This is a genomic window from Rhizobium sp. CCGE531 (genome assembly GCF_003627795.1).
Taxonomy (GTDB): domain Bacteria; phylum Pseudomonadota; class Alphaproteobacteria; order Rhizobiales; family Rhizobiaceae; genus Rhizobium.
On the sequence record NZ_CP032684.1, the window covers coordinates 2606268 to 2625391 of the forward strand.

25 protein-coding genes and 1 tRNA gene are annotated in these 19124 nt (G+C 59.3%); 8 read left to right on the plus strand and 18 right to left on the minus strand.

Going from position 1 to position 19124, the window contains the following annotated elements:
- Positions 1–59: 59 nt before the first annotated feature.
- The 6 genes from CCGE531_RS12705 to CCGE531_RS12730 form a co-directional block, all read right to left on the minus strand.
- Positions 60–1031, minus strand: coding sequence for a DUF2184 domain-containing protein (locus tag CCGE531_RS12705; protein ID WP_120664484.1), 972 nt, complete (start codon positions 1029–1031; stop codon positions 60–62).
- Positions 1032–1034: 3 nt separating this feature from the next.
- Positions 1035–1505, minus strand: a complete 471-nt coding sequence (locus CCGE531_RS12710) for a DUF2190 family protein (protein WP_120664485.1) — start codon at positions 1503–1505, stop codon at positions 1035–1037.
- A 27-nt stretch (positions 1506–1532) separates the two neighbouring features.
- A complete protein-coding gene (locus CCGE531_RS12715; RefSeq protein ID WP_120664486.1) occupies positions 1533–2648 on the minus strand; it encodes a DUF2213 domain-containing protein in 1116 nt (371 codons plus the stop codon).
- A gap of 102 nt (positions 2649–2750) precedes the next feature.
- Positions 2751–4091 carry a phage portal protein gene (locus CCGE531_RS12720; RefSeq protein WP_120664487.1) on the minus strand — a complete coding sequence of 447 codons (1341 nt, stop codon included), beginning with the start codon at positions 4089–4091 and terminating at the stop codon, positions 2751–2753.
- Positions 4092–4139: 48 nt separating this feature from the next.
- Positions 4140–5624 carry a phage terminase large subunit gene (gene terL / locus CCGE531_RS12725; RefSeq protein WP_205586441.1) on the minus strand — a complete coding sequence of 495 codons (1485 nt, stop codon included), beginning with the start codon at positions 5622–5624 and terminating at the stop codon, positions 4140–4142.
- A complete protein-coding gene (locus CCGE531_RS12730) occupies positions 5581–5928 on the minus strand; it encodes a hypothetical protein (RefSeq protein WP_120664488.1) in 348 nt (115 codons plus the stop codon). The genes terL and CCGE531_RS12730 overlap by 44 nt, the downstream gene beginning before the upstream one ends.
- 282 nt (positions 5929–6210) lie before the next feature.
- Between CCGE531_RS12730 and CCGE531_RS12740 the strand changes: the two genes are divergently transcribed.
- Positions 6211–6936 (plus strand): 50S ribosomal protein L11 methyltransferase, encoded by a 726-nt coding sequence (locus tag CCGE531_RS12740; RefSeq protein ID WP_120664490.1) that lies wholly within the window; start codon positions 6211–6213, stop codon positions 6934–6936.
- A 72-nt stretch (positions 6937–7008) separates the two neighbouring features.
- Here the strand turns inward: CCGE531_RS12740 and CCGE531_RS12745 are convergent, their stop codons facing one another.
- The 5 genes from CCGE531_RS12745 to CCGE531_RS12765 form a co-directional block, all read right to left on the minus strand.
- Positions 7009–7674 (minus strand): DUF6362 family protein, encoded by a 666-nt coding sequence (locus CCGE531_RS12745; protein WP_120664491.1) that lies wholly within the window; start codon positions 7672–7674, stop codon positions 7009–7011.
- Complete coding sequence (locus CCGE531_RS12750; protein ID WP_120664492.1) at positions 7649–8065, minus strand: hypothetical protein; 417 nt, start codon at positions 8063–8065, stop codon at positions 7649–7651. Before CCGE531_RS12750 ends, CCGE531_RS12745 begins: the two co-directional genes overlap by 26 nt.
- Positions 8066–8122: 57 nt before the next feature.
- The gene (locus CCGE531_RS12755) at positions 8123–8407 is read right to left on the minus strand and encodes a hypothetical protein (RefSeq protein WP_120664493.1); all 285 of its coding nucleotides are present in this window, start codon (positions 8405–8407) and stop codon (positions 8123–8125) included.
- Positions 8408–8485: 78 nt separating this feature from the next.
- Entirely contained in the window at positions 8486–8704 is a 219-nt protein-coding gene (locus tag CCGE531_RS12760) for a hypothetical protein (RefSeq protein ID WP_120664494.1), read from the minus strand.
- Positions 8701–8907 (minus strand): hypothetical protein, encoded by a 207-nt coding sequence (locus CCGE531_RS12765; RefSeq protein WP_120664495.1) that lies wholly within the window; start codon positions 8905–8907, stop codon positions 8701–8703. Before CCGE531_RS12765 ends, CCGE531_RS12760 begins: the two co-directional genes overlap by 4 nt.
- Positions 8908–9066: 159 nt before the next feature.
- Between CCGE531_RS12765 and CCGE531_RS12770 the strand changes: the two genes are divergently transcribed.
- The 3 genes from CCGE531_RS12770 (at position 9067) to CCGE531_RS12780 (ending at position 11032) form a co-directional block, all read left to right on the plus strand.
- Positions 9067–9855, plus strand: coding sequence for a LexA family transcriptional regulator (locus tag CCGE531_RS12770; protein ID WP_120664496.1), 789 nt, complete (start codon positions 9067–9069; stop codon positions 9853–9855).
- Between the two features lie 335 nt (positions 9856–10190).
- Complete coding sequence (locus tag CCGE531_RS12775; protein ID WP_120664497.1) at positions 10191–10574, plus strand: hypothetical protein; 384 nt, start codon at positions 10191–10193, stop codon at positions 10572–10574.
- 98 nt (positions 10575–10672) lie between these two features.
- Positions 10673–11032 carry a DUF4440 domain-containing protein gene (locus tag CCGE531_RS12780; protein ID WP_245458841.1) on the plus strand — a complete coding sequence of 120 codons (360 nt, stop codon included), beginning with the start codon at positions 10673–10675 and terminating at the stop codon, positions 11030–11032.
- 111 nt (positions 11033–11143) lie between these two features.
- Here CCGE531_RS12780 and CCGE531_RS12785 read toward each other — a convergent pair whose 3' ends face one another.
- Positions 11144–11449: a hypothetical protein gene (locus tag CCGE531_RS12785; protein WP_162943905.1), complete on the minus strand. Its 306-nt coding sequence runs from the start codon at positions 11447–11449 to the stop codon at positions 11144–11146.
- Positions 11450–11714: 265 nt separating this feature from the next.
- Here CCGE531_RS12785 and CCGE531_RS12790 point away from each other — a divergent pair, with 265 nt between their 5' ends.
- On the plus strand, positions 11715–13469 hold the full coding sequence (locus CCGE531_RS12790) for a hypothetical protein (RefSeq protein WP_348633011.1): 1755 nt from the start codon (positions 11715–11717) through the stop codon (positions 13467–13469).
- Positions 13470–13663: 194 nt separating this feature from the next.
- Entirely contained in the window at positions 13664–14164 is a 501-nt protein-coding gene (locus CCGE531_RS12795) for an N-acetyltransferase (RefSeq protein WP_120664501.1), read from the plus strand.
- Between the two features lie 11 nt (positions 14165–14175).
- Here the strand turns inward: CCGE531_RS12795 and CCGE531_RS12800 are convergent.
- Positions 14176–14251 (minus strand) — tRNA-Ile (locus tag CCGE531_RS12800).
- A 161-nt stretch (positions 14252–14412) separates the two neighbouring features.
- Here CCGE531_RS12800 and CCGE531_RS12805 point away from each other — a divergent pair.
- Positions 14413–15156: an SIMPL domain-containing protein gene (locus tag CCGE531_RS12805; protein ID WP_120664502.1), complete on the plus strand. Its 744-nt coding sequence runs from the start codon at positions 14413–14415 to the stop codon at positions 15154–15156.
- 331 nt (positions 15157–15487) lie between these two features.
- On the opposite strand, the gene CCGE531_RS12810 is transcribed toward CCGE531_RS12805, so the two are convergent.
- The 4 genes from CCGE531_RS12810 to CCGE531_RS12825 all read right to left on the minus strand — a co-directional run bounded on the left by CCGE531_RS12810 (position 15488) and on the right by CCGE531_RS12825 (position 17420).
- A complete protein-coding gene (locus tag CCGE531_RS12810; protein WP_120664503.1) occupies positions 15488–15826 on the minus strand; it encodes a hypothetical protein in 339 nt (112 codons plus the stop codon).
- Between the two features lie 244 nt (positions 15827–16070).
- A complete protein-coding gene (locus tag CCGE531_RS12815; protein WP_120664504.1) occupies positions 16071–16376 on the minus strand; it encodes a hypothetical protein in 306 nt (101 codons plus the stop codon).
- A 181-nt stretch (positions 16377–16557) separates the two neighbouring features.
- Positions 16558–16983, minus strand: a complete 426-nt coding sequence (locus tag CCGE531_RS12820; RefSeq protein WP_120664505.1) for a secondary thiamine-phosphate synthase enzyme YjbQ — start codon at positions 16981–16983, stop codon at positions 16558–16560.
- Between the two features lie 83 nt (positions 16984–17066).
- Positions 17067–17420 carry a DUF1428 domain-containing protein gene (locus tag CCGE531_RS12825; protein WP_120664506.1) on the minus strand — a complete coding sequence of 118 codons (354 nt, stop codon included), beginning with the start codon at positions 17418–17420 and terminating at the stop codon, positions 17067–17069.
- A gap of 141 nt (positions 17421–17561) precedes the next feature.
- Here CCGE531_RS12825 and CCGE531_RS12830 point away from each other — a divergent pair, with 141 nt between their 5' ends.
- Positions 17562–17954, plus strand: a complete 393-nt coding sequence (locus CCGE531_RS12830; protein ID WP_120664507.1) for a GNAT family N-acetyltransferase — start codon at positions 17562–17564, stop codon at positions 17952–17954.
- Positions 17955–17973: 19 nt separating this feature from the next.
- On the opposite strand, the gene CCGE531_RS12835 is transcribed toward CCGE531_RS12830, so the two are convergent.
- On the minus strand, positions 17974–18897 hold the full coding sequence (locus CCGE531_RS12835; RefSeq protein ID WP_120664508.1) for a LysR family transcriptional regulator: 924 nt from the start codon (positions 18895–18897) through the stop codon (positions 17974–17976).
- Between the last annotated feature and the right edge of the window lie 227 nt (positions 18898–19124).

Below are 19124 nucleotides of genomic sequence, written 5' to 3' on the forward strand. Positions count from 1 at the left end.
TCGATCGTTGGGAAGATGGAAGCCCTCTCCCCGCGCTGAGCGAAGAGAGGGGATCAGCGTCAGGCCGCAGCCGTGATCTCGTCGCCATAGGCCATGGCCGCCGGCAGGCGCACCTCGGTGCCGCCGGTGCGGGCGATGATGCCGGTCTCGAAGCTCATGATCGACTTCTGGCGCGGCTGCAGCACCCGGCGCGGCATCGGCAGATGGAAGCGCAGCACCTCCGGGTCGCGGCGATAGACGACCATGCGGCCGCCGCCATCCTGCGACGCCGTTGCGAGTTCGCGCAGCGGCTGGATATCGAGCGGCTGGCCGGTCTCGGCCGTGTAGACGTTGCCGCGCCGCAGGAAGTCCAGCACCGTGATGTAGCCATCGCCATCGGCAAGCCGCTTGGTGGCGATCAGGCGGAAGGCTTCCGGCGGCAGGCGCAGGCTGTCAACCCATTCGACTTCGCCGGTCCGCTGCCGCACGCCACCGATAAGATCGTTGACATCGCGCAGGATCTGATCGGCCGTCTTGGCGGACCAGCGGGTCGAGCTGCCCGTGCCATCGGCGGCGACATCGACGCGCGACACCTTCGGATCGTTGACGAAACCGGTCCAACCCTTTTCCGTCGAGCCGGTCATGGCAACCGAATTGAGCAGGCGCTCGATCTTATCGGCGGCGAAAATGGCATTGGAAGCGTTGAGATCGAGATTGTAGAGCGCGGCCTGGTTGACCTCCTCGAGATTCCATTCCCAGCCCGAGCCGACCATTGCGAAATCATGGCTGGCGCTGTCACGGGTGGACTGGTTGAAAGGCATGTCGGTACCGGCGGCTGAGAGGAACTTCGCCTCGCCGGCGCTGTCGACGGTGAAGAAGGTCGTACCGGAGGCCCATTCATTGCCTTCGGTCACGACCGGAACATGGAGACCATAATTGAGGGTGGGATAGCGGCGCTGGTAGATTCGGGTCTCGATATTGCGGCCTTGCGCGATAACGAAGGAATAGGCGGCCTGGGCGTCGGCAAACTGCTGTCGAACGAACTGGTTCATGGATTAGGCGCTCCTGTGCTTGAGCGAGATCTCGACGATGTCGCCGTTGCTGCCGCTCGTGTCGAAGAAACAATCGGGAATGGGGCCGACAATGCCGGTGCCGGCGGCGTTGACGTAAGCGTCCGTCGTCGGGTTGTAGTAGACGGCGTCGCCATCCGAGACGCCGCCGCCGGCCCGTACATACATCTGACCAGAGGTCAGGAATGCACCGGTGACGAACTGGGCATAGCCGCCAGCCGGCGCTACATCTGGCAGCACATTCGGCGTCAGCACGGCAATGCCGATGAACTTGCCGCCGGCGGCGAAAGGCGCCACACCATGATCGGCAAGGCCGCGCTGGACAGGCTGACCGAACTTGATGCCGGCAGGGGTTTCAACCGTGCGGCTGATCTTGTTGGCCTTTTCCTCAGAAGCGATCTGCCCGTGCAGGCCCTTCCGAGGAGCGTTTCCATAGGTGGTCTGATAAGTCGCCATTGAAGCGTCTCCTTTTCGTTGACCTGGTTAAGTGGGATTGGCGGCCAGATGCGCGCTCTCAAGGTCGCGCACCATGGCGGCATAGGCGGCAGAGGCTAGGGATGTGGATGGCAGCGTCGGGTTGATGCCGTCTTTGATGGCATCCGCAAAGAGATCCGGCTTCTTGCGCAACCCTTCGGCCAGCATGTCGAAACGCGCGTCGATATAGGCGTCCGATCGGCCCTGGACTGCTCCCTCGCCTGCCTTGGCGACAACGACGGCCTTTCGGATCGCTGCGTCGGAAAGACCGGATGTCTGGACGCTGCAGGCGATCGCCTTGGCAAGGCCGATCAGGTCGGCGCGCGCCTCTGCGCGGCGCTCGAGCTCCGCCTCGTCGAGGAGAGCTGCCTTCAGCGCGTCGAGTTCGGCATCCCGGATAGCAATCGCCTTCTCATGGCCCGCCTCCGCGTCAGCAAGCCGCTGCCGCAATGTCGTGATGATCTCTTCGGCCTGATCGGAGACTTCGATTTCGACGCCATCGATCATGATCGTCTTCGTGGGCATCATTCCTTCCTTGCTTTGCTGGTGATTGGAAAGAGGGCGTGGGGCTGCGAGAGGAGAGCAGCCCCACGGTGCGACGGCATCGCCGATGCGGACCTTCGAGCCCGCACGGCCACGGCGCACAATGGCGATATGGTTGATGCGAATGTTTCGCTGAATGGCGTCGTAGGCTTCGCCGGCAGGCGTTACACCGCCCGTGAAATCGACATCGCAGACATAGCCGGCCGACAGTTCCTGCTTGCCGCTTTCGATGTCCTGAATGGCCTCTTCGTCGCTGACCATCAGCGGCACGCGGAGGAAGATGCCTTCGCCCGCGATCTCGTCTCCGGTCTGGCCGACGGCGTATTTCTTCCAGTTTTCCGAGGTGACCATCTCAGGTGGATGCTCGTTTGTCACCGGACGGTGAGCGGCACTCTTGAGCGTGTCTTCGGAAAAAACCTCTCCCCCAGGACGATAGATGCGCACGATGGGCATTTCGGGCCTACCGATTTCGGCGCCGGCATAGGTTTGAATGCCCGTGCGGGCGATCCGGGCATCGGCCACGAGATAGCCGTCCCCGGTCCGCCGCGTCCCCGCGACGGTGACAGTGTCTGTGAAATTCATGTTGGGATTTCTCCTGGCCGAAGCCAATCTGGTTCGGGATGAAAGCTGCTCGCCGTGGTGAAGCGGATTCGTCAGCCGCGAAACGGTGACGGCATCGGATCATTAAGTCACGTCGGGTTCCATTTTGGATTGCTCGACATCGTCCGGCTGGTTGGATGTCTTTGCCGCCGCCTCCAATCCCGGCAGTGATCCATCCTCGACAAAGGCATTCAGCAGCGCTTCCGAAAGCGCCTGGCGGGGAATGATCTCCTGCCCGGAAGCGGAGCCGAACAGAGCTCGCGCCGCCTCCGCCTTCGTCTTGAAGATATCGGCCCGCTCCTTCTCACTCATCTGCTCCAGGGGCGCCCAAGTCGAATAGATCGCGGGGTCGCGCGCGCCTGTGGCGGAGCGAATGAGGCATTCGTCGAGCCGGGACATCGCCGGCGTATAATCGAGCTCCTGGATCGCCTGGATTCGGTCGTGATAGTTCTTCATGTCGGCCGTGCCGGTCGCGTTCAAACCCGCGGGCGATTGGCCGAGCAATCGGGTAACGGGAATGTCGGCCGCGCCAGCAACGATCTGCAGGAAGGCCATCAGAATATCCGTGAGGCCGGAGAGCGGCGCGCTCTTGCTGTCATAGTCCTCTTCGGCATCGAGGATCAGAGTGCCGTTGACACCCTTGATCGTGTTCGCGAGCGAGTAACGACGCAGCACGGCATCTTCATAGGCCTTGTTGCCGATATTGGCGGAGAACTGCGGGACCTTGATGATATCGATCTTCGCCTCGAAGACGAGGCTGGCAATATTGGCCGCCGTACTGTCGGCGTTCTTGATCGCGTCGAATGTCGCGGCCAGCACGCTTTCACCCCAGGCATGATTACCCATCCCACCAAACTCTTCGTTTGGCGTCATCGCCCCTTTGAAGATGACGAGCCGCGATGGATGGATGGTCACCTGCATGCCATTGGCACCGGTCAGCGTGTAGAATTTCGGCGTTCCGTACCATTCCGAGGCCGGATCGCTGTCGATGTCGCCAGCAGCCAACTGGCGGCGCGTCAGCACCGTCAGGTGTTTGAGGCCACCCGTCCCGACCCGCTCCATCTCCAACGGCAGTGCCGGATCGGCGCCCCCGGACCCGATGAACAAGGCGGCGCCGCCGAAAAGGCGTGCCTTTGTCGACACTTCCAGCACCTTGCCGCGCAGATTGAGCCGGCGTTCCTCGGCATCGATCAATTCGATCTGATCGCCCGCTGCCTGCCAGTTTCGCCATTTCCGGCAGCTATCGAGCGCCGGGATATCGACGATCTTGCGCGGCAGCCAGGAGCCGCGATAGGCGGCAATGATCTGCTCGTCCGTCAGGATCGGCTGCGTGTAGAAAACGGATGCCGCCTTGTCGCGTTCGGTGCCCATGCGGGATGCAAGGCTCACCAATCCGTCGCGCACCATCGAGAATACCTGCCCCATGGATTATCCTTTGATGTCATGTGATGAAGAGGTTCGCGCTGGGCGAGCCTAGAAGTTGCTGAAGCTGAAGGAGGAACTCAGGGCGAGCTCATTCAATGCATCGGCGAAGGCATCGACCTGATCGTCGAACTGCCCGTTTGGAAAGGCGCAGATCTCATCGAGAAATGCCTCGTTCCAGGCCCCGCGCAAAAGCTTGACGTTCCCCGCTTCCGCCTGCGCCGAGGCCGGCTTGGCGCGCGTTGCCTTGTCGCCGGTTGGAGATATGACTTTCACCGGGAAGCCCGCGAGCAGCTTGACCTTCGTTTCCGCATCGGCCTTACCGGCTGCTCCCGGATCCTGCGGCATCCGGATCGTCGCCGTCGGCCCGTCCTGCGATGCGACGTTCTTGAGATTGCGTTCCACTTCGGCAGGCGACCAGCGTCCACGCGCGATGGTTTCGACATAGAAAATGCCATTGACCCAAGCCATACGCAGGCCAACAGTCCAATCCGGCTGGCGGCCGGGGCGTGCTTTCGAAGCGGCGAAATCCCAGGCGCGACAACGTTTTGCACCTGAAGGCAACGCCTCGACGATTTCGAAGTCGCCGCGCTGAAACAGACCACCGGAACGCGGCGCGGGCTGCTGCTGAAACTGGCCTGCCACCGCATAAGAGCCAAGCGGTATCTTGTCCCGCTCGACCACCGCACGGGGAAAACGCTGCGGGAAAAGCAGCTCGCCCTCCTCCGTCCTCGGATCAATAAATCCGATCGACGTCCGGCAGCGACGCTCAGGCTCGAATTCCATCGGCAGCATCAAGTGCTCGTAACCGAGCCCGAGCGCCAGGATCGTGCCTGATACATCCGCCTCGTGCAGTCGTTGCATCACGACGACGATCGCCGAGCGCTGGGGATCGTTGAGTCGCGTCGGCACGGATTCGCGAAATGTGCGAACCGTAGACAGGCGTTCAGCCTCCGATTCAGCCCCATCGACCGAATGCGGATCGTCGATGATGACGCGGTCGCCACGACCACCCGTCAACCTCGAGAACGGCACACCCTGGCGCGAGCCCGTGCGGGTGTTGGCGAAAGCCATCTCCCCGGTTCTCGTCAGCTTGACCCGATCACCCCAGAGCGCCTGATACCATTCCGACGCGACGAGGTCGCGCATGCGCCTGTTGTCGCGCTTGGCATAGTGTTCCGAATAGGAGGCACCGAGATAGCGCAGCTCTGGCCTGCCCTTCGGTCCCCATTCCCATGCCGGCCAGAAGACCCCGCATAGGAGCGACTTCATCGTGCCCGGCGGCACATTGATCAAGAGCCGTGTAATCTCACCCGAAGTCACTGCCTCGAGATGCCGGCAAATGGCGTCGATGTGCCAGCCATGGACATAGTCGACCGAAGGCTCGACAACGTGCCACGCCTCCCGAACGAACCCCGTCAGCGATTGGCAGTCGGCGCGAATTCTCTCCGCATCCGTTGCAATCCGGGCGGCGACCTCCCCTCGCTCGCGTTCAGCTCTCCGCTTCTCCTTCTCCTCCCGTATCGCCGCCATCATCGCCGCCGGATCCGGCAAGCGGGCCGAAGAGGGATTCGAGTATTGCAAGCTGCTCATCCGTGGCATTGGTTAAGTCGATGGTGACGCCCCTGCCTCCTTTGGCCCCAGTGCCAGAGCGTTCGCTTGGCTTCTGGTGAACATAGGAGGCTGCGATCTTCGCCATTTCATCGCGTCGCTTCTGATCCGCCTCGTCGTCGCGCATCACTTTCAACATATAATCGAGCGGTGTGTCGTCGGCGGAAACGGCCTTGCGACGGCGCGCACGCGGCTTGCGCGGCGCGACCGGCTTGTCGGCATTGGTCATGCTTCAGATTTCCGATGGAATTTTGAAAGAAAACAAGCGGTTCAAAACAACGCTTGCGGTCGACAGTGCGTCGCTGCAACTGTTCTCATCATGCCAAAATAGATACCCCATTTCGGCGCAGTTGGCGACACCCTTGAAGGATGATCGCCGCGCAAGGAATACGAGCCTTGGCGAGGGCTTCAAATAACAACTTGAAATCACTCGTGAATATTGCACTCTGCAGTCCGACGATTTGAGATATATAATCCTCAATCCATACCTGCGGCTTCGAAAACATCCGAGATGCACGATCGAATTCAGTCGAAGAAAACCCTCAAGCAGATCCGCACTACACTCCCGCGGCAACAGGAGCGCGGCGCGGGTGACGCCACGAGCCAAGATTGGATTCGGCAGTTTATCGCCGCCAATCTACCGGTCCTGCCCGTTCCCGGCATTCCGGATATTCGTCTGCATAAAGCAGGCCCGCAAAGCGGGTTGCGGCGCCTCGCAGAGCGGGATTCGCAATTCGGGTCGCCTTACTGGGCGCATTATTGGGGAGGAGGACTGGTCCTGGCGCACTATCTTCTCGACAGGCCCGAAAGCGTGGCCGGCCGCCGCGTGCTGGATCTTGGTGCCGGTTCGGGAATTGTCGGGATTGCGGCCGCAAAGGCGGGTGCGGCGACGGTCCATGCGGCCGACATCGATCCCTATGCCATTGCGGTCATTAAGCTCAATACGGCATTGAATGGAGTAACGGTCAACGCCATGATCGCCGATTTGACGGAGGGAGAATCGCCTGACGTCGATGTGATATGCGTCGGAGATCTTTTCTATGAAGCGGCGCTTGCTGAGAAAGTCACAGCATTTCTGGATCGCTGCCTGGCACAGGGAATTGTGATCTTGATCGGCGATCCATGGCGCGCGCATCTGCCGACATCGCGACTTCGGCTTCTGGCGGAATATGCGGTCTCGGATTTCGGCGAGGATACTACAAGGACGCGCCTAGCCGGCGTCTTTGCATTCGAATGAACAAAGTCACCGAGCGGAGAATTGGTACATCATAGCGATTATACGGGTTCGGACCGCAATCGTCGCTACGATTCAGGCGTTCATCTTGGCGCGCCTGCGATTTCCGCGCTCCAGTCGTTTGGCCAGTTCGGCTAGTTCTGGACTTGCCGCATCGAAGACAGGCCGCGCATCATCCGGCAGCCAGTGGTTTTCATGCTTGGGCGCCCGTAGCTTTACCCGATCGAGCCTGTCGGGCACGTTCGGCATCATCGGGGATATGCGCGACCAATCCGGCTCCTGCAATATCGGCGTGCCGGCGAGGAGCACGCCAGCAAGATTCTGGAATTCGCTCTGAATGTGCCGCTCGGCCGTGCGGCGCACGCGTCGCGTTCGAGCGCAGAAATCCCGGAAGGAGCCGGCAACATAAGGTGCGGCGAGGCAAACGGACCACCGCGAAAGCAGGATGCGCCGTTCTCCGTCCTTGACATAAACCCGCAACCATTCCTGCAGGACCTCCTCCGCCCGGCTGATTGCCGCAGCACTTGGACGATAACGAATGCGGATATCCGCTTGCTCCATTGCCTCGGGCAAAACCTCCGGCCAAAGCGTCCGCATCCTGTCAGGCCGAACGCCGCGCACATCGAGATGAACCATCGTATCGGCGGCCTCGACGAAGCGGGCACGGACGATCAGGCTCAAATCGGCGATCTCCGCCGCGCGAAGGGATAGATCGTCAAACTGCAAGGCGGACTGGTACATCAAGTCGTTTCTCCAATTCTCGATAGATCAGCGTGCGCAATGTCGCGCGAACCGGCCAAGGCCGCCGCGCCACGGCATCCGTGCGTAAGGAAGCGAGCGCGATATCATCGAAGGCGCCCAACAGATCGCCTGGACGCTGCAGGGCCCAATCCTGGCGCTGCGCGAGGACATCGGATACCGCACCGATCGTGTCCGACCAGAGTTCGTCCCGATTGCTCCCGGTCTGCCGGATGCACCGCAAAACGAAGACCAGATGGCCGTCGCCGAAACGGCCGCGGACTTCCTGCATCGTCCCGCGCGCATGGCTTTCTGCCGGGGCGCGTCGCCGATGGACCGGAACCAGCTTGATGCCGAGCCCATCGAGAAGAAAATCCAGCCTGCCTTTGGTCATGACAGCTCAACTCCTTTCGTCACTGAATTTGATGCTTTTTCCATTCCAACAAACCGATCAGGCAACGCCTTCGGCGCCGCGGGCGGAATTGGCAGGCTTCGGTTTGAAAAAGGCCTCCGCCTTCGAAATCGCCTCGACCCTCGCTCCATCACGCAGCATCGGCGTATTGAGATAGGCAACCATTGCCTCGCCGGCGGCAGCCTTCGCTGCATCCTGCGTCGCAAAGACGATCGGCTCGCCGCGCTTATCCCGGAGCAGCTCGTTTGTCGCCCGGTGCACCTTTCGGATCCAGCCGTTATGACCGCCGGCAACGGCTTCAGTTCCGATTTGAAATTCGTTCATAGCAACCTCCTCCAGCCGACGGGCCGGATCTATCTGTTGAGTGTCCTGTTGGGTTTCGATGGGGAGCGTCGGTGATCGTCAGCTCATTTCGGCGAAACGTGCCGACTTCTCGGCGCCAGCACTTTCGTCTTCAGCTAGCCGAAAGTGGATCTGATCCCCTTCCGGCGCGCCACAATCTTCATCTTCGCCATACAAGCATGACGATCTGCAAACGATCGATTTTGCCGCTATCAGCATGGTGCCGAGGAAGAGTGCTGCGCCCACGCAGGCCAGAAAGCCCTGAAGCAACTCGCTCATGACAGTCTCTCCAGATCGGGCGTTTCATTGGCCGGCTCGCCAATGACTATTTCCAATGGCTCGATGGCGAGATCGCAGTCCTCGCAATGCAGTTCGATAATTTCCGCAATCGACAGGATGCGCCGGCAACCGGGGCAGCCCCAGAAGCAGTCGAAATATCCCGCGCGAGACGATGTCTTCCTACTCCTTCTGTCTGTGGTCATGCCGTCACCTCTAAATACATTCTGTCCGAAGTCCGCAGATCAGTCCGCGTACCAGCTCGCTGCAGTTTACGCCGCAGCCCTCTTGATAAACACCAATTATGTTGATAATAAAGATGATGTCAACATTATTTATGTTGTGAATTTTGCAAGGGTCGAAAAATGCAAAAATCCATGGGCGAACGACTGAAGGCGGCCCGCGAAGCCGCAAATTATCCATCAGCCACAAAGGCAGCGGAAGCGCTCGGCGTGAGCCTGTCCACCTATCGCGCGCACGAGAATGGGCAGAACGAGTTCAATGCCGAAATCGCCAATCGCTACGCCAAGAAATTCGGCACCTCGGCCGGCTATCTCCTAACAGGAGAAGGACCGCGCACGGTGGCGCGCGTGGCGCCGACCATCGTCACCTCCTTCGATCCCGATGTGCAGGATCAAGACGGATTTGCCGAAGATGGCGAAGAGCACAGCTATAGCCGCGAGCATTGGACGCCGCAGATCGCAGGCGCAATGCCGGAGGTCGATGTCAAATTGGGGGCCGGTAGCGGCATTATCGGCGAAGTGATCAACCTTCCCGTCGGCTCCGGGAACGTTGCCGGGCATAAAATCGTCGCGGAATGGCTTATTCCCACAGGCTATTTGCGGAACGAGGCAAAGGCTTCGCCGAACCATACCATCATCATGGAAGTTGTCGGCGATTCCATGCAGCCGACCTACATGCCGGGTGATCGCGTCATCGTCGACCTCTCCCAGAACCAAATGACGACGGACACCGTCTACGCCATCAGCGACGGCTATTCCGAACCGCAGATCAAGCGCCTTCAGCGCGTGCCCTTCACGCAACCCAGCCAGGTGAAGATCATTTCGGACAATCCTGCCCTTGAGACGTTCACCGTCGAGCTTGAGCGACTGACGATCATCGGCCGTATTTGCGGACACATTGCCCGCAAATAGGCGATCCAGATCCATGTCAGACACCTCCAGTGTTTTGTCGATGCGAATAAACATAAATAATGTTGACATTAATTATGTCGAATGGCAGTATTCCTATCGGGAGCGATTGGCCACTGAAGGAATAAGCCCACGCAGGGCTGAAAAGCTTGCGCGAAGTCAGCGAAACCGGACGGCCGCCGCTCCCGATGTTCGATCTGGAAGAATGCCGAAGGAGAGCCGTTAATGCTCAAAACGCCGACTAATATGATGCCGATTTTAGTGAACACGTCGGGAATCACGAGCCTTGAAGCCGCCAGCGCATCCTCCGGATCAGCGATCAAAGCGGGAGCTTAACGATGCAGACCAACGCCGCTTTCTCTTGCGAGTACTCGTTCGACGAGCTCAGCATTCGCCTCTGCGACCGCTGGGAAACGGGGCTGCTACTATATGGACGAGCCGAATTGACATCGGCCGGCGACGACTATGACGACGAGTTTTACGTCTCGGCAATCCGCCTGGATGGCGGGGCAAGATTGGCCAGGCCCAGCCTTTTGAATGGCACCGGCAATTTCGAGACCGAATTATTTCGGCGCATAGCCGCAGTCATCGAGGACGATAAGACACATATCGGTCGTGACGCCGCCGAGATCTTTGCCAGTGAACTGGAGCAATGCAGGCAAGTCGATCATGATCAGGCCCACAAGATTGGACGGGAACGGACTCTGGAACCGCTGATGTGATACATCCTGGATCCGAGAACGGATGATGATCGCAAGCGGGCCGAACGGAGATCATGGTCAGGATGGAAGCGCCACAAAGGGAATTTGAGGAAGTTCGTTTGCTTGAGGAGAAGCTGCATCGTCCTGAAATCCGGCAATCTGCAGGCACGCTGGCAAGCCTCCTCGCGGAAGGGTTTGTCGAATTCGGAAGTTCGGGAACGATCTACGACGACAGGGACGATCTCATCACGCGCCTGGCGGCGGAGAGGACGGAAGTCCCGTCATCACTGATCGTGGCTCGCGACTACGCCTTCCGCTCGATTTCAGCGGACGCTGTTCTCGTTACATATCGGAGCATTCGGCAGGCAGAAGAAGATAGGCCAGCACGGCATGTCCTGCGAAGTTCGATCTGGCAGCGCATCGATGGTCGATGGCAAATGATATTTCATCAGGGCACGCCGACCGCACCTGACAGCTGACGCGTGAGGCGCTGCCTAGAGCTGTCCATTGGTGTGTTGATCTGTTGGTTTCGTCATCCTTCGCATCAGGTTGCGGAGGCATGGCCGTGCTGTCACAACCGCTGACGAGGATCAATCAGGCGATGGTGCATCATCATTATACGAAAGTATAAGCGCCGAGATCCCGCCGGTCACCGGCTCCACAGCTGCGATAAAAACCATGCCCTGAAAGGAGTTAGCCGATTTTGCGTTGCCGGCGTGGCGGACCGCGGCAACGAGTGACCAGCAGCGGTCGACGTGCCTGCCCCACGCTGCAGCCATGAAAATGAAGCTCACATCAAATCGGAAATTTTCATCCCCCGACGCTCCACCATTGAAACCGAGTTTTTCTGCAACAATAGCTTTCAAAAAAGAGAGCAAAGAATAGTTTAGTTGCAAATATTCATGCCTTGCCGCAGAAATGACTGATCGATTCCACTATCATTTCGGCGTTTACCTGCCTCGTGATCGCCGAAACGCCGAAAGATGGCAGTCATTACGTATCCAAGGCAGTGTAGAAGGCGTGATGGAGTTTTCACTCAGAACATTTGGAGAAATCGTTCTTCTGGATGGGCAGGAACGCCAAATAGCATTCCCGAAGAAGGCGTTGCTGATACTTGCCTATCTGCTTGCGAGCAAAAGCAAATCCGCGAGCAGGACGAGCATGGCGCGATTTCTTTGGGGTGAAGGCGACCAGGCAAACTCGTTGACGAATCTGCGCAAACTCGTTTCCCGCATCAAGGGCCGGCAGTCGGACATCAATGCCGAATTTCTAACCTTTGACGATACGGATATTCGCCTTGTGCAAGGCTCGATAACCAGCGACATTATCCCCGCGCATGGCGACGCACCGAGGAGCCCGCTGGATAGCCTCGCCCTCCTGGCAAAGGGGCTGCAATCCAAATTTCTCGAGAGGGCGAACTGTCAGAGCAGGGTCTTCATCGACTGGCGGGAGAGCGAAAGGAAACGCCATCGCGCGATGTTGAAAGAGGCGCTTGAGACCGCGGTAAAGCTCCCAGTGGCGGCCGGTGATGTTGCTCTCGTCAAGGAGGTCGCCCTCCTTGTCTTCGAAGCCGAACCTCAGGACGAAAATACGCATCGCATATTGCTGAGGGCGTTTGACGTCGAAGGCGGCCTTGAACAGCTCAGGCGCATATTCTCAACATCGCCGGCATCGTCACGTTCGTCAGCGCCGGCCATCGCTTCGCATTCAGCAATCGGTGGCGCGCCGGAACAGGATGCCGCAACACGGACCATCCTGCGAATACCGCGACTTGCCTTGCTGCCACCCGGCAACGACGGTCCCGATATAGGCGCAACCCTGGTCGCGTCCTCGCTGATCGAGGATATCACACTCGGCTTTTGCGCCTTGCACAGCCTACGCGTGATTGCCCCCTATTCCGCCGCCCAGATCAGTCGCCAAAGCGACAAGCAACTCGCGCGTTTCGAGCACTACGACATCAATTACGTCCTGGAGACCCGATTAAGCAGACCGAGTGGCGATCTCTCGCTATTTGCACAGCTCATCTCTTTGCCGAGCAACGAAGTCATCTGGGCTGAGCGCTTCAACTTCGGCAAACTGGATCTGGTTCGCAATAAGGGCACTATCTCCCGGCAGATCGTTCTCGCCGCTGCCGCGGAAGTAGAGCGGCATGAAATGACCCGCGCCTATTTCGAGCAGAACCCGGCCGCCTATCACCAATACCTTGTCGGGCAGCAATATCTCCATCGCTTGACCCTGCCGGATATGCGTCGCGCCCGTAAGGAGTTGAAGGCGGCCCTTCATCAAAGCGCCGATTTTGTGCCAGCGCTCAGCGCCATCGCCCGCACCTATACCAACGAATGGCTGCTGACCGCGCGCGGCGACAATGAATTGTTGAAATCGGCGGAGGACTTCGCGACGCGCGCCATTTCAATCCGCAATGACCTGTCCGATGGCTATCGCGAGCTTGGCGTGGCCAAGCTCTTCCAGGGTTCTATCGATGAGAGCGTGGAAGCGCTGGAAACGGCGGAAACGCTGAGCCCGCATCACGCCGATGTCATTGCAGATCATGCAGACACGCTGGTCCATTTTTCCCAACCAGGCCCGGCACTTGAGAAAATCCATCATGCAATGGAGCTCAATCCCATCAACCCGGACCTTTATCTTTGGACGGCCGCCGGCGCGAACTATACTCTCAGCCGGTTCCAGACTGCGCTCGACTACATCAACCAGATGGCCGACCCCAGCCTCGCAGACCGGCTTGCGGCAGCGAGCTGGGCAATGCTGGGCCATCAGGACGAAGCGCGCATGCTGGTACGCCGCGTCCGCGAAACCAATCCCGACTTCGATGTCGACAGATGGCTGTCACTTATCCCAACCAAGGAGCAATGGCACAAGGATCTCTATCGCGAGGGCTTGAAAAAGGCGGGGTTCTGAATATCGCCGCAGACCTCACCTGCCGGCGATCTCTACCGAAGGCGATCGGCCAGGGTAACAATGCTTCTGCGCTGGCTGGCCATTGCCGCTCGGCGCCACGATGCGCACGGGCACGTCCTCCGTACTCCATTCGAGACGCGCCATTGTGCTAGAGAATATGCAATCCAAATCCATCAACATGGAAGACCCTATCGTTGACCGAATTACGCGCAGAAAAGCCAGAGGATATTGACGCCATCCGCGAAGTCACCAGCGCCGCCTTCGAGCATGCAGAACATAGTTCCGGCACGGAGGCCGCAATCGTGGATGCATTACGAAACGCGGGAGCGCTGACCGTTTCGCTCGTCGCCGTGGAGAATGACCAGATCGTCGGCCATGTGGCCTTCTCACCCGTCATTATCGAATCCGGAGCGGAGGAATGGTACGGCCTCGGCCCGGTCTCCGTCCGGCCCGACCGGCAAGGCTACGGCATTGGAAAGGCGCTGATAAAGACGGGACTAACCCGCCTGAGAGAGCACGGCGCCAATGGCTGCGTCGTCCTCGGCGATCCCCGCTACTACGCCCGCTTCGGCTTCACGAGCGACCCCGCCCTGCGCTACGCCGACGTACCCGCCGAATATTTTCAGCGCCTCGTGTTCGAGGGAGCTGCGCCAACCGGCGCAGTTGCATATCACGCCGGATTCGATGCGACTTGATAAGGAGAAAATGGTGGGCCCGGAGGGACTCGAACCCCCAACCAAGCGGTTATGAGCCGCCGGCTCTAACCATTGAGCTACAGGCCCGGCGCGAGAAAAACTTCGCGCTTGCGACTCCGGAGCAATGGTTCTCCGCAGCCGACTTGGCTCTAACCCAATTTCTCTTTTCCGACAAGGGACTGCCGTAATACCTTCACAATCAATCCGCAAAAGCAAATCCCGAGGAATTAACAACCAAGGAACGAACCATGCCTGTGAAGAAAACCAGAGATTTTGCTCTTGCCGCTCTTGTCAGTGCCACTTTCTTCGTGCCTGCGGCCGCCGCCTTTGCCGAAGACGCCAAGCCGCGGGAAGCCGTCATCACCGTCTCCGGCGAGGGACATGCGGCCATTGCGCCGGATATGGCCGTGGTAACGCTGTCGGTCGTCCAGCAGGCGAAAGCAGCCCAGGATGCGCTCGATCAGAACAACAAGGCCATGGGCGCTGTGCTGGCGACGCTGAAGGAGAGCGGCATTGCCGAGCGCGATCTGCAGACCTCGGGCTTTTCGATCCAGCCGCAATATACCTATCCGAATGACAAGGACGGCCGTGGCCAGCCGCCGGTCCTGAACGGCTATCAGGTGACGAACGGCCTGACCGTTCGCGTGCGTGATCTCTCCAAGCTCGGCGGTCTGCTCGACCAGGCAGTCAAGCTCGGCATCAACCAGGGCGGCGATATTCAATTCACCAACGACAAGCCGGATGCGGTCCTTGAAGAAGCCCGCAAGAAGGCGGTCGCCGATGCCGCCGCCAAGGCGAAGACCCTGACGGACGCCGCCGGCGTCAAGCTCGGCCACGTCATCGCGATCCATGAGGGTGGTGTCGCGGCTCCGCCGCAGCCCTACATGCGCAGCATGGCCGCCGCAGCACCGATGGACAAGGCCGTTCCCGTCGCAACCGGCGAAAACGAGTACAACGCCTCGGTGAGCATCACCTACGCGATCCAGCAATAGAGCAATACCAGGAAAAGTGCTGAGCGGTTTTCCGTGCGGAATTGCTACTGCATAATTCCTTAAATCGGAATCGATTTAAGGATAAAATTATGCAGCAAATTTAAAGCGCTACAGCGACCTTTTGCGCGTCATATATGACGCGCGGCGCTGTAGACAACAATGAGATAGAGCGGTTTAGAGATTCCGTGAAAAGCTGAACCGCTCCAACCAAAACAAAACCGCCCTTCGCTCAAATCCATCCGGATCGAGCAAAGAGCGGTTCCGCGGCCCCCGCCTAAAAGGCGAAAAGGTCAGCATATAGAGCGGGCGCGTTGAGCGCCCGCAATGCTTATCAGCGGCCTAGCATTGGGCAACCGCGAACATTGGCAAACATCATCGTATCGGGACCGCGGCGGCCGAAGCCATCGACGATGACACGGCGCGGCGTGACATCCACGACGCGAGCGCGACGCAGGCCATAGCTGTGGGCGACATCGATAGCCTGACGCGGGTCGCAGCCGCGACGGTCGAAGCGCGGCGGCGGCCGATCATAGTCCGGCGGTGGCGGACGATGCCGGCCCGGACCGACATAGATATCCACGCCCTGTGCGGCGGCAAAATCCGCAGTGCCTGACAGCGCCGTCACTGCGACGGCAACGGCGACCCCCAACTTTGCCAGCATTTGTTTCATTATGTTCTCCGTGAAGCAAAAACGCCCCTCATATCCGCAGAATTTATCGAGCGAACGGGCAAGAGGTAATGGCACGATACTGAACGAGCTCAGAATCAGCCATTCATCCAATATTCAGCTACAATGAACGCTAAAGTGACACCAGATGGCCAATAATAACACAGCGTAAAAAATAAAGCCGCCTCCCTTTCAGAGGCGGCTTCGAATCCATCGAATAGATGTGGAAAACTTCGGTGCGCTGCGATCAGCGGCGGATCAGCGGGCAACCGCGCACGTTGGCGAAGAAGACGCGATCCGGCCCGCGGCGGCCAAACCCTTCGACCACGACGCGGCGCGGCGTGATGTTGTCGATGCGGGCGCGGCGCAGGCCCATGTCGCGTGCCTTCTGAACGGCAAGTCCAGGCGAGCAGCTGCGGCCGCGATAGTGGTCATAGCGTGCCTGCTGGATACCCGGGTGGAAATCGTTGGCAGATGCGGTGACGACCGTCGCAGAAATAGCGCCGAGCGCGATGAGAGCTGCAATGCCTGCCTTGGCGAAAAGATTGGTCATGTTGTTCTCCTTCAAATCCTTGCTGCGTATCGTTGCAATCCCGTTATCGGCCCCGTTGATAGCCGACACCTTTGGGATTGAGGGCAACGTTAGGTCAGCCAAGCTGAACCGAACGCGAATTGTCCGTTCAGATTGTATTCATGACGATTGACAACCGATTGACGCGAGAACGTAAAAGGGCTCAGGCGGAAAGATGCAGCACGATTTCCCGCCGATGCGGCCGGTCGCGATGCTCGAAAAGATAGATCCCTTGCCAAGTGCCGAGCGCCAGCCGGCCACCCATCACCGGAATGCCGATCGAAACCTGGGTCAGCGCCGCCTTGATATGCGCCGGCATATCGTCCGGCCCCTCCAGCGTATGCACGATCCAACGCATCGAAGGATCGGAGGATGGCGGCACGAGCCGGCTGAAGAAAGCCTTGAGATCCGTCTTCACATCGGGATCGGCATTCTCCTGGATCAGCAAGGAACAGGAAGTATGGCGCACGAAGACGGTCAAAAGCCCCTCGCCGCCGGCCGCCGCCGTCCGGACGAATTCTACCGCCTCGTCGGTAAATTCGTAGAGCCCCTGCCCGTGAGTGGAGAGCGTGACAACGGTCTGCGGCATGGCATTTCCCCGGCGTGGCGATAGCAATCCGCATCAGGTCGGGCGCAGTGGCCGGAATGTCAAGTCCGGCCACTGCTTACCGCCTATAGTGCAATGGCGATTTTGAAGCCGCCATAGATCAAGCGCTTGCCGTCGAAGGGCATGTTTTCCATTTGATCCTTCAAACGCGGATCGGCCATGACCTTCGCCAGGATCGCATCGCGGCTCTCCCGCGATTCATAGGTGATCCACGAAAACACCACGACCTCGTCTTCTGTCGCCTGCACTGCCCGCGGGAAGGAGGTGAGTTCGCCATAGGGCACGTCATCCCCTATGGCCTCGACATAGCTGAGCGCGCCATATTCGCGCCAGACCTCGCCGGCTTTGCGCGCCATTACCTTATAGGCCTCGATCTTGTCTTTCGGCACGGCAACAATGAAACCATCGACATAGGACATTTCTGCCTCCTTTGTTCTATGCTCACCTTTGAATGACGATCGGCGATGACCGGATCCGACATGGGTCCGGTACTTTTTTCTGCTTCGGCCTGACCAGATGGACTAGAAGGAATTGCGCAGCGCCCACCCGGAGGAACGCCAATGGAGATAGAATACAGCGACAATCCGAATCTCGGAAATGAAGCGCTCAATGCCCTGTGGGCCTCCGCATGGGGCGCATCCTCCGCGCGGGATTTCCAACCGGTCCTTTCCAGAAACCTCGCCCATGTCGGCGCATTCGCCGACGCAAGGCTGGTCGGCTTCGTCAATGTCGCTTGGGATGGCGGCATTCACGCTTTCATTCTCGATACCTGCGTCGATCCGGCATTTCGCCGGAGAGGCATCGCAAGCACCTTGGTCGAGCGAGCGACAATCCTGGCTCGCGATGGCGGCGCGGAATGGCTGCATGTCGATTTCGAGCCGCATCTTGCCGGCTTTTATCGAAAACTTGGTTTTTCACCCACGGAAGCCGGATTGATAAAGCTCCGTGGCTGATGGGCTGCGCGATATCCTCTCAGGGCGAACGGGCTTGCGATAGGAGCCAGTTGCGGAACAATGCCGCGGACGGGTTCTGCAAGGCATTTGGCGGATAAAGAAGATTGTAGCTGACAGCCGCGGGCTGCACCTCGACAAAACATCGCACCAATTTCTTCTCGGCAATATCGCGCGCGACGAGCGAGCTGCGCACGAGGGCGAAGCCGGCACCCTCCCGGCAGGCATGCAACATATCGATAAAGGAGCCGAACAACGGCCCCTCCTCCACCGCGCGAGCGATATCGAAATGCGGATCGGCCTCCTCTCCGTTCTCCCCGGCAGTCTGCTCATACCAGCGCTGCCAATCTAGTATCGTATGCCGCATGCCCGCATAGCGCAGCAACGGCGCCGCTTTTATGGCCCAGCGCGGCGGCAGTCGCCCCGAAAGCGCCGGTGAACTGACCACGAACTCCTCGTCCGTCAGCAATTCCTCCTGCGTGAGACCGGCTTCGGCGCGGCCAAGCCAGATCGCCAGATCCGCGCCGCCGGGTTGAAAATCCGGGCGCTGGTAACCGACGGCCATTTTCACTTCGATTTCCGGATGACGCTGGCAGAAGTCCGGCAGGCGCGTCGCCAGCCACTGGCTCGAAAACTCCGGGGTGACCGAGACGGCGACGCCGCGAACCGAAACGCTCGCGCGCGCCTGGTAAAGCGCCGTTTCCAGTTCGAAAATCGTGCCGGCGATTGCCGGATGCAGGCGCGCACCCAGTGGCGTCAGTCTCGCGCCGTTCCGGCCTCGGTCGAATAACCGCCCTCCGATCCATTCTTCCAGCTGGGCAAGCTGATGACTGACGGCCGTCGGCGTCTGCCCGATCCGCTCCGCTGCGCGACCGAAACCGCCGGTTTCGGCAATCGCGCAGAATGTCTGCAGCACGGACAGCGATGGAAGCGGTCTCTTTCCCATGAAAATCTCGCATGTCTTCGAGCGCAAGGCTTCATTATACACCGCATCATTTCAGGCGCATCTGTCTATTCTCGAAAGCTTTGAGGTCGAGATCAGATGAATATCTTTCATGCTTGTCGCTGGAAACCCTGGATCGCGTGGCTCTTGCTCCGACAAAGCATCGGTGAAAAGCAGCCGCATGCGAGAGGTAATCGCAAGCGGGAGGCTTTGCCTCCGGCAAATGGATA

What these genes read in the sequence shown, in the direction of transcription:
- CCGE531_RS12705 (WP_120664484.1), bottom strand. Translation starts at nt 1,031, where the DNA reads ATGAACCAGTTCGTTCGACAGCAGTTTGCCGACGCCCAGGCCGCCTAT.
- CCGE531_RS12710 (WP_120664485.1), bottom strand. Translation starts at nt 1,505, where the DNA reads ATGGCGACTTATCAGACCACCTATGGAAACGCTCCTCGGAAGGGCCTG.
- CCGE531_RS12715 (WP_120664486.1), bottom strand. Translation starts at nt 2,648, where the DNA reads ATGAATTTCACAGACACTGTCACCGTCGCGGGGACGCGGCGGACCGGG.
- CCGE531_RS12720 (WP_120664487.1), bottom strand. Translation starts at nt 4,091, where the DNA reads ATGGGGCAGGTATTCTCGATGGTGCGCGACGGATTGGTGAGCCTTGCA.
- terL (WP_205586441.1), bottom strand. Translation starts at nt 5,624, where the DNA reads ATGATGGCGGCGATACGGGAGGAGAAGGAGAAGCGGAGAGCTGAACGC.
- CCGE531_RS12730 (WP_120664488.1), bottom strand. Translation starts at nt 5,928, where the DNA reads ATGACCAATGCCGACAAGCCGGTCGCGCCGCGCAAGCCGCGTGCGCGC.
- CCGE531_RS12740 (WP_120664490.1), top strand. Translation starts at nt 6,211, where the DNA reads ATGCACGATCGAATTCAGTCGAAGAAAACCCTCAAGCAGATCCGCACT.
- CCGE531_RS12745 (WP_120664491.1), bottom strand. Translation starts at nt 7,674, where the DNA reads ATGTACCAGTCCGCCTTGCAGTTTGACGATCTATCCCTTCGCGCGGCG.
- CCGE531_RS12750 (WP_120664492.1), bottom strand. Translation starts at nt 8,065, where the DNA reads ATGACCAAAGGCAGGCTGGATTTTCTTCTCGATGGGCTCGGCATCAAG.
- CCGE531_RS12755 (WP_120664493.1), bottom strand. Translation starts at nt 8,407, where the DNA reads ATGAACGAATTTCAAATCGGAACTGAAGCCGTTGCCGGCGGTCATAAC.
- CCGE531_RS12760 (WP_120664494.1), bottom strand. Translation starts at nt 8,704, where the DNA reads ATGAGCGAGTTGCTTCAGGGCTTTCTGGCCTGCGTGGGCGCAGCACTC.
- CCGE531_RS12765 (WP_120664495.1), bottom strand. Translation starts at nt 8,907, where the DNA reads ATGACCACAGACAGAAGGAGTAGGAAGACATCGTCTCGCGCGGGATAT.
- CCGE531_RS12770 (WP_120664496.1), top strand. Translation starts at nt 9,067, where the DNA reads ATGCAAAAATCCATGGGCGAACGACTGAAGGCGGCCCGCGAAGCCGCA.
- CCGE531_RS12775 (WP_120664497.1), top strand. Translation starts at nt 10,191, where the DNA reads ATGCAGACCAACGCCGCTTTCTCTTGCGAGTACTCGTTCGACGAGCTC.
- CCGE531_RS12790 (WP_348633011.1), top strand. Translation starts at nt 11,715, where the DNA reads ATGGCGCGATTTCTTTGGGGTGAAGGCGACCAGGCAAACTCGTTGACG.
- CCGE531_RS12805 (WP_120664502.1), top strand. Translation starts at nt 14,413, where the DNA reads ATGCCTGTGAAGAAAACCAGAGATTTTGCTCTTGCCGCTCTTGTCAGT.
- CCGE531_RS12810 (WP_120664503.1), bottom strand. Translation starts at nt 15,826, where the DNA reads ATGAAACAAATGCTGGCAAAGTTGGGGGTCGCCGTTGCCGTCGCAGTG.
- CCGE531_RS12815 (WP_120664504.1), bottom strand. Translation starts at nt 16,376, where the DNA reads ATGACCAATCTTTTCGCCAAGGCAGGCATTGCAGCTCTCATCGCGCTC.
- CCGE531_RS12820 (WP_120664505.1), bottom strand. Translation starts at nt 16,983, where the DNA reads ATGCCGCAGACCGTTGTCACGCTCTCCACTCACGGGCAGGGGCTCTAC.
- CCGE531_RS12825 (WP_120664506.1), bottom strand. Translation starts at nt 17,420, where the DNA reads ATGTCCTATGTCGATGGTTTCATTGTTGCCGTGCCGAAAGACAAGATC.
- CCGE531_RS12830 (WP_120664507.1), top strand. Translation starts at nt 17,562, where the DNA reads ATGGAGATAGAATACAGCGACAATCCGAATCTCGGAAATGAAGCGCTC.
- CCGE531_RS12835 (WP_120664508.1), bottom strand. Translation starts at nt 18,897, where the DNA reads ATGGGAAAGAGACCGCTTCCATCGCTGTCCGTGCTGCAGACATTCTGC.